This is a genomic window from Terriglobia bacterium, assembly GCA_036496425.1.
In the GTDB taxonomy this organism is placed as follows: Bacteria; Acidobacteriota; Terriglobia; order 20CM-2-55-15; family 20CM-2-55-15; genus 20CM-2-55-15.
In genome coordinates, this window is record DASXLG010000055.1 from 1 (window position 1) to 9512 (window position 9512).

The 9512-nt window shown below is 58.8% G+C and carries 9 protein-coding genes; 6 read left to right on the top strand and 3 right to left on the bottom strand.

Annotated elements, in window-relative coordinates; all coding sequences use genetic code 11:
- Together VGK48_03615 and VGK48_03620 are read right to left on the bottom strand one after the other, a co-directional pair.
- On the bottom strand, positions 1-2410 hold a 2410-nt coding region (locus VGK48_03615; protein HEY2380251.1), incomplete at its 3' end, for a carboxypeptidase-like regulatory domain-containing protein.
- A 244-nt stretch (positions 2411-2654) separates the two neighbouring features.
- Positions 2655-3338, bottom strand: coding sequence for a GntR family transcriptional regulator (locus VGK48_03620; protein ID HEY2380252.1), 684 nt, complete (start codon positions 3336-3338; stop codon positions 2655-2657).
- 193 nt (positions 3339-3531) lie between these two features.
- Here VGK48_03620 and VGK48_03625 point away from each other — a divergent pair, with 193 nt between their 5' ends.
- Positions 3532-4047, top strand: coding sequence for a cytochrome P460 family protein (locus VGK48_03625; GenBank protein ID HEY2380253.1), 516 nt, complete (start codon positions 3532-3534; stop codon positions 4045-4047).
- A gap of 331 nt (positions 4048-4378) precedes the next feature.
- Positions 4379-6025: an amidohydrolase gene (locus VGK48_03630; protein ID HEY2380254.1), complete on the top strand. Its 1647-nt coding sequence runs from the start codon at positions 4379-4381 to the stop codon at positions 6023-6025.
- A gap of 210 nt (positions 6026-6235) precedes the next feature.
- Here the strand turns inward: VGK48_03630 and VGK48_03635 are convergent, their stop codons facing one another.
- Entirely contained in the window at positions 6236-6358 is a 123-nt protein-coding gene (locus VGK48_03635) for a hypothetical protein (protein HEY2380255.1), read from the bottom strand.
- Between the two features lie 37 nt (positions 6359-6395).
- Between VGK48_03635 and VGK48_03640 the strand changes: the two genes are divergently transcribed.
- From VGK48_03640 to VGK48_03655, 4 genes are all read left to right on the top strand, one after another.
- Positions 6396-6785, top strand: a complete 390-nt coding sequence (locus VGK48_03640) for a hypothetical protein (GenBank protein ID HEY2380256.1) — start codon at positions 6396-6398, stop codon at positions 6783-6785.
- A gap of 209 nt (positions 6786-6994) precedes the next feature.
- Complete coding sequence (locus VGK48_03645; GenBank protein HEY2380257.1) at positions 6995-7390, top strand: GntR family transcriptional regulator; 396 nt, start codon at positions 6995-6997, stop codon at positions 7388-7390.
- Positions 7387-8268 (top strand): ABC transporter ATP-binding protein, encoded by an 882-nt coding sequence (locus VGK48_03650; GenBank protein HEY2380258.1) that lies wholly within the window; start codon positions 7387-7389, stop codon positions 8266-8268. Before VGK48_03645 ends, VGK48_03650 begins: the two co-directional genes overlap by 4 nt.
- Positions 8261-9512: hypothetical protein (locus tag VGK48_03655; GenBank protein ID HEY2380259.1), on the top strand; the 1252-nt coding region annotated here is incomplete at its 3' end. The genes VGK48_03650 and VGK48_03655, both read left to right, overlap by 8 nt.

A 9512-nucleotide genomic window follows, 5' to 3' on the forward strand; every position in this document is an offset into this window, starting at 1 on the left:
GCTGGAACGGCGTGCCCCGCGTCAACGGCAGCGAGATATTTGTGAGATTGAGAGCACCCGAAGAGGTGAAAGTTTCGTCGTCATTGACTCCAGGCGCGCCGTTCACCGTGTAGTCATACTTGATGCCGTTGCCGCCGCTCGTGTAAACGATACCGTAGCCCGCGCGCAACGTCGTTTTGTCCTTGCCGAACCACGGAACCGACCAGCTCACGCCGATTGCCGGCCCGATATTGTTGTAATCGTCCTTATAGATCTGTTTGCCCGGATTCGGCGAGTTCTTGCCCACCAGCTGGATCGTGGTCTGCGAACCGTTCAGGCGTCCCGGCTGGAACAGGTCGGCGTAGCTCGTGCCCGTAATGCCGAACACTCCCGCGCCGTTCCCGCCGTTATTGGACGGCGTTCCGAACAGACCGCCGGCTTCCCACGGCACACCGTAGTAGTCCCAGCGCACGCCGAGATTCAGCGTCACCGCCCGGCTCACTTTCCAGTCGTCCTTGAAGAAGGCGCTCATTTCGTTCTGGTGGTTGTTGCGGATTTTCCCCGGCGGGAAGCCGTCGGACGTCATCTTCGGCATTTCGCTCCACTGCTGGAACTGCGGAGCGCTCGAGCTGTTCAAGAAGAAACTCTGGGCGACCGACGCCAGGGAGCCCGAGAGATTGAGCAGAAGGTTCTGCGCATTGGTCTGATCCGCGGCCGCCAGGCCCGTGATGGTGTTGAATCCCTGCACGGCGATTCCGCCTGCGCCGAAGGTCGCCAGAGGCATTGCCTGAGAACCCTGCTGGCTCTTGCTCGATCCGAAGCGGACTTCCACGCCGGTCTTGAAGGAGTGTTTGGCGCGCGTCCAGCTGATCGAGTCCGCATACTGATAGAGCGGTGTCGATTGAACGCGGCTGCCGACCGTGTAGGTGATGAGATTGTCGGCGAACGTGATCGGCCGCGGCAGATACGGAATACCGTTCACATGGGGGAGGCTGGCCACGACCGTCTGGCCGATGTCGGACCGGTCGTATGCGGCGTACCCTCTCTGGCTGCCGATCCGCAGCCCGAAGCGGAACTCATTCAGAATAGTCGGCGAGATCGTCGAGACGACCGACGACGTATACGATGCGGGATACCGCACTGTCGTTCCGGCAAAGCCGCCCGGCCAGGCTGGAAGCTGCGAATCGGCCCAGACGTGCTCGTGGCTGGCCGTGAAGAAGACTTTGTTCTTCGAATTGAAGTTGTGGTCGCCCCTGAAGTTCAACTGGTCCCGGTTCACCTCGACGGCGCCGGTAAACGGGCCCTCCGTTCCTCTTTGCCGCTGGATGAACTGATAGTTCGCCGTATTCAGGCCGTCTCCCGTCGTCCAGTTATTGGGCAGCGGCATTTTCGCGAGCAACGCCTGCATGTATCCCGACGTATCGAAGCCTGTCCGGTTTAGATCTCTGGTGAACACATTGACGGAAGCCAGGTCTCCCGTCGCGCCGGCCGGCTTCACCGGGTTTCCGAGAAGGTCGACTGTGGGATTCGCCGCGATTGCGTTGCTGCTCTGCACTCCCGGGAAATACCGGAAGGTGCCCTGCCGCGCCTGCGACGTCAGCACCGGAGAATTGATCAGTGCGCGCTGTTCGGTGCGTTGACCGTCGTACAGGAAGAAGAAAAATGTCTTGTTCTTGATGACGGGGCCGCCGATCCGGCCGCCGAATTGATTCCGGTTCGAATACGGTGTCTTGACGCCGTTAAAGTTATTGAACCAGCTGTTCGAGTCGAGCGCCGAGTTGTGGTTCGTGTAAAACAGGCTGCCGCGGAATTCGTTGGTACCGGATCGCGTGGACACCTGTACCTGGCCTGTACCCCGGCCGGTTTCCGCGTCGGCGGGTGAAACCAGAATCCGCATTTCTTCGACCAGATCCGGGCTCAATTGTGTCGCCGAATAAACGCCCGTTTCGTAGCGGCCGTCATTGACGGCGACACCATTGACCATCGTCTGGACGCCGCCGGTGCGGCTGCCGGCAAAGCTTGCCGTCTGATTGCCGGTGACCACGCCGGGCATAGTGGCCGTCAACGACAGGACGTCGCGGTTTGCCAGGGGCAGGTCTTTCACTTTGTATTCGGGAAGAACGGTACCTACCGTCGCCGACGATGCGATCAGCGATTCCGCGGCCACGCTCACATCCACGGCTGTCGAAATCGCGCCCACCTGCATGGTGAAGTTGAATCGGGCCTGCTCGGAGAAATCCAGCTTCAACGCTTTGGCCATTTGAGACTGAAATCCCGGAAGCTCCGCGGTAATCCGGTAGGTTCCCGGTTGAAGGCTGGCAAATTGATAAACACCGGCTTCATTCGTCACCGCCATGTTGACGATGCCGGTTCCCGCATTCGTCGCCGTGATCGAGACACCCGGGAGCAACGCCCCCGTCGTGTCGGACACAGACCCACCCAATGTTGCATTAGCCGTCTGCGCAAATGCGGCCGTACACGCAAAAAGACACAAGATCCCCCCAAGGACGAAGACTTTCATTTGTACCCCCGATTTGTTGCGGGGCACTATACTTCAATCTATTGACGTAAACAAGATTGTGGGAAGAAGGGATTAGCCACAAAAGGCACATAAGGGAGCCGTTGATCCCTTATGTGCCTTTTGTGGCTAATCTCTTTGCTGAAATACGGAAGGATTACTCCGAGCCGAGCAGGCGCGTACCGAGGTAGTCCTTCATTTTAATAAGGAAATCGCGGGCGATCAGCCTGGCTTCTTCAGGCTTGCCCTGCGTATACGCGGCGAGAATTCTGTCCTGATGCTCGACGCAGTCCCACGCGGTCTGAACGATCCCCGCCTTATTATAGGAACGCCGGATCAGGTAAAGGGCGTAAAGCGGGACCACCAGGCGCTCCAGCGCCTGATACAGATACCGGTTTTCCGCCAGGCTCCAGATTTTCCGCCTGAAATTCAAATGCTGCTCAAAAAAGGAGTCGAGATCCTCGGCCTTGCTCGCCGCCCGGGTCTTTTCGGCAAGGTCCTTTAACTCCTTGAAGTTGGGTGCCGTGGCGTTTTCCCCGGCAAGAAACACCGCGAGCGGTTCCAATTCGATCCGGATGTCGAAAATCTGCCGGGCATCGGCGAGAGTGAGTTTCGGGACCTGGGTTCCGGAGAACGGCGTCCTCTGGACAAACCCATGGTGCTCGAGCTCGATCAAGGCCTCGCGGATCAGCCCTTGCCCCACGCCAAATTGCTGCGCCAGCTTGCCTTCCACAATCTGTTCGCCGGCCTGAATGCGTCCCGAAATAATGGCGTCCTGCATCAGACTGACAATCCTTGTCTTTTTCGATACCGGTTCGATCTTATGAAACGTTTCGGCCATGCGTCCTTCTTGGATGTCATTATAGCCGCTAATCTTCGCGGACCGAACGCAATCACAGTATTGCGGCACAATGCCTTAGGCTTTTTTTATAGGTGATTGTCTGATCCAGCACCCTTGATCCAAACCCCGGTTCGTGATCGAATTGGGGGCTGCAATTTTGAGGTGATATCGATAATCAGGAAGGTCCGCAACAGTGAAGAAACTAATCTTAATGGCGGCGCTGATCGCGGCGCCGCAAAATTCCGGCAAGTACACGCTCGAACGTCCGGCGAATTACCGCGAGTGGGTTTTCGCCGGCAGTTCTCTGGGCTTGAGCTACGCGCCCGGCGCTTCGACCGCCACGCCGATGTATCACAACGTGTACATCAAGCCCGAAGCCTATCGCGAGTTTTCCAAAACCGGTAAATTCCCCGAGGGCACTGAGCTCGTCCTCGAGATGCTTTCGTCCGACACCAAAAAAGATCCCGCGCTTAACGGCTCCTTTGAAAGCGAGTTCATGGGTCTCGACGTCGCGCTGAAAGACAGCCGCCGGTTTCCCGGCGGCTGGGCTTATTTCGGTTTCTCCAACGGTGCCGGATCGAAGTACCTCGATAAAGCCGAACCCTTTCCCGCCAGCGCCGGCTGCGTCGATTGTCACAAGCAGCACGCCGCGACGGATAACGTCTTCACCCAGTTTTATCCGGTGCTGCGCGCGGTGAAACCGAAGTAAGGCGGCCCCCGCAACCGCGAATCGGGGTTAGAGCGCGGAGAAACCATTCCCCGCCTTTCCAAGGCGGGGTGGCTGCGCATCAATAAGGTGGTCCCGTTCTTTAGCGGCGCAGACGGGGCGGTTAGTAAATTCCAACAAAAATCAAGGAGCGCTTACGCGGTTCGTTTACTAACCACCTAGTACTGCTTCGCCCTATCGGGCTCGCGCTTCGCGCCCGTTCGCGCGGCTAAGGAGGCTTCCCGGCATTTTATTGAGCGCGCACCCACCCCTCCTTTAAAACGGAGGGGAATGTTGCTCGATTCGCATTCCGCGGCTACAGTAAACTCCCTCCATGCGCAGAATCCTTCTTACCCTCGCCCTCCTTCTCTCCGCCGTCCCCGCCCGGGCGCAAGTCGACACCATCCTCATCAACGGCAAGATCCTCACCGTTGACGCCACCTCCTCCACCAGGGAAGCCATCGCAATTCAGGACTCGAAGATCTCCGCCGTCGGCCGCACGGCCGACATCCGCAAACTTGCCGGCCCGAAGACCCGCGTCATCGACCTGCAAGGCCGCACCGTCATTCCCGGTCTGATCGACTCGCATCTGCACGGGATCCGCGCGGGCCTCAGCTTCAGCACCGAAGTGAACTGGATTGGAGCGCCGTCCCTCGATGAAGCTCTCACTCGCATCCGCCAGGCCGCCCGCACCATGAAACCCGGCGCGTGGCTCATCGTCGCCGGCGGCTGGAACGTCCAGCAGTTCAAGGAACAACGCCGCCCCACTCGGGCGGAAGTCGACGCCGCGGCCCCGGACAATCCCGTCTACATCCAGCTCGGCTACGGCTGGGCGCTGATGAACGCCGCCGGGTTCAGGAAACTCAACATCTCATCCGAGAGCGATCTTCCCGCGGGCGCCCGCTTCGAACGCGACGGGCAGGGGCAAACCACCGGCGCCGTCACGGGAGCGCAGAACGGCATCATCGCGCTGTTCGACCGCCTGCCGAAGCCCTCGCCCGAGGACGAAGTCGACGGCATGAAGAAATTCTTCACCGAACTGAACCGGCTCGGCATCACCGGCTTCGTTGATCCCGGCGGCAACAATCTTTTCCCAACCGACTACGACGCGCTATTCAAGGTCTGGCACGACCGCCAGATGACCGTCCGCGTCGCCTTCGCATTGAACGGCCAGACCGCAGGCAAGGAGTTCGACGAGTACCAGAGCCTGACCCGCATGCTTCCCATGGGTTTCGGTGACGAGTTTCTCAAGTTCAACGGCATCGGCGAGCGCATTACGTTCGGCATGTACAACAACGACAATCCCGGCGCGGCCGACAAGGCCGCGTTCCGGGAGATCGCGAAGTGGGCGGCCGGACACGGCATGTCGCTGACGATTCACTGGACGCGCGATGCCTCGGTAGATCATCTGCTGAGCCTGTTCGAAGACCTCAACAGGGAAGTGCCGATCACGAATCTGCGCTGGTCGATTGCGCATTTGAACGACGCCTCGGAGAAGACTCTGCAGCGGATGAAAGCGCTCGGCATGGGCTGGACCGTCCAGGACGCGATGTACTTCGATGGAGAAAATTTCCAGCGCCAGAACGGAGTGGAGGCTGCGCGGCGTGCTCCGCCGGTGAATACGGCGAAGCGGATCGGCGTGCCGGTCGGCGCCGGAACCGACGCGCATCGCGTGGCGTCCTACAATCCGTTCACCGCGCTGCAATGGTTCATCGACGGGAAGACGGTCGGGGGCGTCGCGCTCCGCGGGCCTGAAGAGACGCCAAGCAGGGCCGACGCCCTGAGGTTCTATACCTTCGGCAGCGCCTGGTTCTCGCGCGACGAGAAGACACGAGGCTCGCTCGAAGTTGGTAAGTTCGCCGACCTCGCGGTGCTGTCCAAGGATTACATGACGTTGCCCGCGGATGAGATCGGCAAGCTCGAATCCGTCCTGACGATGGTCGGCGGAAAGATTGTCTATTCCGCTCCGCCGTTCAAGTAAGCTGCCAAACTGTCCAATGTCCAATGTCCAACGTCCCATGTCGAATGTCCAATTTACCTGTCAAACGACCCAATGACCCAATGACCCAATGACCCTATGACCAGACGACCGATTGAATTGGCAATTTGGTCATTGGATCGTCTGGTCGTTTGACAAGTACATTAGACATTCGACATGGGAGATTGGACGTTTGAGATCTTCCCTCAACCCCTAAGACACCAGCGCGTTCGCCGCCAAGGCCGGCGCCCTGGCCGCGGGAGATCCCGCTGTCGCGAACGCGATCATCGGCGTCGCTTCGACCGTCGCCAAGCTGACGAACACCGTTCGCATCATCGTACGTGACGTTCTCGAGAAGAATCAGGCCAACCGCATGATGGCGACAGGCGATGTCGGCATCGCTATTTTCGAAAAGTGTCCGATCGTCGGCGCCTACTACATCGCCGTGGTGCCTCACAGCGCCCTCCTGAACATTCTTGCCGAACACTACGGCGATCCCGGCTGGATGGACGACGCCGAACGCCTGATCACCCGCCATATCAACCCGCTCCGCGAACACGCCGCCGGACTGGTGCGCGATCACCGCTTCGTGATCAAGGATCTGATGAACTTCCCCGGACTCGTCAAAGCCAACGCGGAAAAAATCGCCGAAATGAAAAAGCGCGCCGAGGCGCACTCCCGCACCGGCATCGAAGGCGGCGAAACCGGCCTGACCCGCCATGACGCATCCCGCAATCTGCTCGCCGATACGAGGGATGAGTAAGGAGCGCGCTACGCGCGGGCATGGAAGGTGGCTGCGCGGTCCCATTCCCCGCCTTTCCAAGGCGGGGTGGCGCGGAGCGCCGGAGCGGTTAGTAAATTCCATCAAACTCCCCCGCCTGACTCAGGCGGGGGAGTGTCCAGCCGCGTTCCCGCCCGGAATGCTTTGTGTGCTTGCTTTATATAAATAGTGTATTATTATACTAATACACTATGGGAAGCAGGTTTCGGTTTCATGTCTACCCCTCCGGCGGGGCTCCGATCTATCAGCAGCTCATGACTCAGGTGAAGTTTCAGATCGCTTCGGGCAATCTCAAGCCCGGCGATCTGCTGCCGTCGGTCCGGGATACGGCCGAAGAACTCCAGATCAACCCGATGACGGTGTCGAAGGCTTATTCGCTTCTGGAGCGCGAGGGCGTACTCGTGCGGGACAGGGGATACGGTATGCGTGTCCTCCCGGGCGCGGTGAAGGGCGGAATCCGCGAGCGGCGCGAGGAACTGAAAGGCCTTCTCAAAGACGTCATCGTCAAAGCGCATCAGCTCGGTCTGGATGCGGACGAAGTCCTGAATCTGCTGAAGCCCATGCTCGGGGAGCTGGAGGTGAAATGATGGAATCGATGATGAAGCTCAAAGCTGTCTCGAAGTCCTTCGACGGTCGGAACGTGCTGAACCATATCGATCTGGAAATACCGCGCGGCCGCGTCGTCGGGTTGCTGGGGAAAAACGGAGCGGGGAAGACCACGCTGCTCAAATGCGCGCTCGGACTGCTGAAAACCAATACGGGCACAGCGAAACTGTTCGGCGAGGACGTCTGGAATCTCAGCGGCCCAACGAAGGCTCGGATCGGCTATGTTCCGCAGAAAGCCGAGCTCTATCCGTGGATGAAAGTCAGACAGATGATGAATTACATCGCGGCTTTCTATCCCACATGGAACACGCCCCTCTCGACGTCGCTTTTGTCCCGATGGGAACTCGACCCGGACGACAACATCGGCACATTGTCCGAAGGGCAGCGGCAAAAGCTCAGCCTTCTCCTCGCTATGGGCTACGAACCCGATCTGCTCATTCTCGATGAGCCCGCCGCCAGCCTCGATCCGCAGGCGCGCCGGACATTTCTCTCGACGGTCATCGATATCGCGACGAAGGGCAGCAGGACCATCGTCTTTTCCACACACATCACGTCGGATCTGGAGCGCGTGGCCAGCGACATCGTCCTGCTGAAAGGCGGGACCGTGAATTACTCCGGAAGCATGGACGACCTCAAAGATTCCGTGAAATCTCTGCGGCTGACGGGGCGCGGGCGGTTGCCGGAGACTTTCGATGTGCCCGGCGTTCTCAGCGTCCGTACCGAAGACAGAGACGCGCTGCTGACGGTCCGTGGTGTGGACGACCACCTGATTCATCAACTGGAAAAGACATACTCGGCGACCGTCGAGGTCCGCGACCTGAATCTGGAAGACATCTTCGTGGAGGTTCACCGTGATTGATCAGGTTCGCGCCGCGTTGGATACCTATCGCACGCGTTCAGCCTTCCAGCTATATGCATTGGCCCTGATGCCGATCGTGGTGATCAGTTATGTAGGGCTATACACGGCGCTCGGGAATCACCCCGCCTCATACCTGACTCTTATCGCTCCCGCAGTCGCCATATTCTTCGCTCTTCTGGGTGAGCACATGAAGATTCAGTTCACGTCGTTGCGCTCAAAGCTCATTCCAGGCTATGCACTGCCGCATGTGCTCGCGGCGTTGGTAACTTCGACAGCCGTTCTGCTGCTGATCCCGTTGTCCGTGGCTTTGTTTCTTCTGGTTTCGCCAAATGTGTCTATTGCTACGCTGGCCGCTGTGTGGACGCTCTCACTGATTACATTTTCAGCCGGGTACTTCTTTGTGCCTCAAGTCGTGTACCTGCTTTTGATGCTGACCATGCTGAACGGGGCATTCGTTAAATGGGCTGAAGGAATGAATCGTTCGACTGCAGCGATTGTCCTGGCTGCCGATCTGGTGCTCACCGCAGCACTGCTCAAGCGCCTGCTCTCTACGACCGAGGAGTCATTCGAGTATCGCGGAAAAGACACTCCGGAAAAGTTTCAGCTATTCAGATGGACCACGTTTTCTAAACGGCTCGACCGCCCGCGTGCGCTGCGCGGCGATGTGATGTCTCATGTAAGGCACTTTGCGGCGGGTATGCGGACGTCTCAGGAATCTTTATTAATATCGGCAGCCGTATACGCGGTCATATTCTGGGCCCTCAACCTGTTCACTCGGCCGTCGTCTTTAATAATCCCCGATGCGATCACGCTGACGCCACTTGCTGCGCTGATGGTGTTTATCCAAATGGATCGCGGGGCGGCGAACCTTCCATTGATCTTCCTGCTTCCGCTCCGGCGTGAACAGATTGTATCGAGATATGGACTGGCCTTGCTGCTCGTCCTTCTGGAGGGCTGGCTGGCGTTTGCGGTTGCTCTGATACTCGTAAACTGGATGCCGGTTCCAGGAAAGATCCTCGGATTTCCTTCTCTGCGGCCGTTTGTCATATCGCTTGCGGCTCAGGTGCCGATCTTCGGCCTGCTGAGCCTGGCCGTTGGCCGCTCCAGGATTTATGTGGTCGCACTGCTGTCGTTGTCGATGTTCTTTGTAGCGCTGGCTTCCGCCGGCATCGGGTGGTTCATGATCTCCATCCTGGTCAGCGGCCCGCCCCTGATCGGGTTCTCATACCGCCACTGGTGCCGGG

Excerpts from the sequence above, each read along its gene's own strand:
- VGK48_03620 (HEY2380252.1), bottom strand. The coding sequence starts at position 3,338 with ATGGCCGAAACGTTTCATAAGATCGAACCGGTATCGAAAAAGACAAGG.
- VGK48_03630 (HEY2380254.1), top strand. The coding sequence starts at position 4,379 with ATGCGCAGAATCCTTCTTACCCTCGCCCTCCTTCTCTCCGCCGTCCCC.
- VGK48_03635 (HEY2380255.1), bottom strand. The coding sequence starts at position 6,358 with ATGATGCGAACGGTGTTCGTCAGCTTGGCGACGGTCGAAGCGACGCCG.
- VGK48_03640 (HEY2380256.1), top strand. The coding sequence starts at position 6,396 with ATGATGGCGACAGGCGATGTCGGCATCGCTATTTTCGAAAAGTGTCCG.
- VGK48_03645 (HEY2380257.1), top strand. The coding sequence starts at position 6,995 with ATGGGAAGCAGGTTTCGGTTTCATGTCTACCCCTCCGGCGGGGCTCCG.
- VGK48_03650 (HEY2380258.1), top strand. The coding sequence starts at position 7,387 with ATGATGGAATCGATGATGAAGCTCAAAGCTGTCTCGAAGTCCTTCGAC.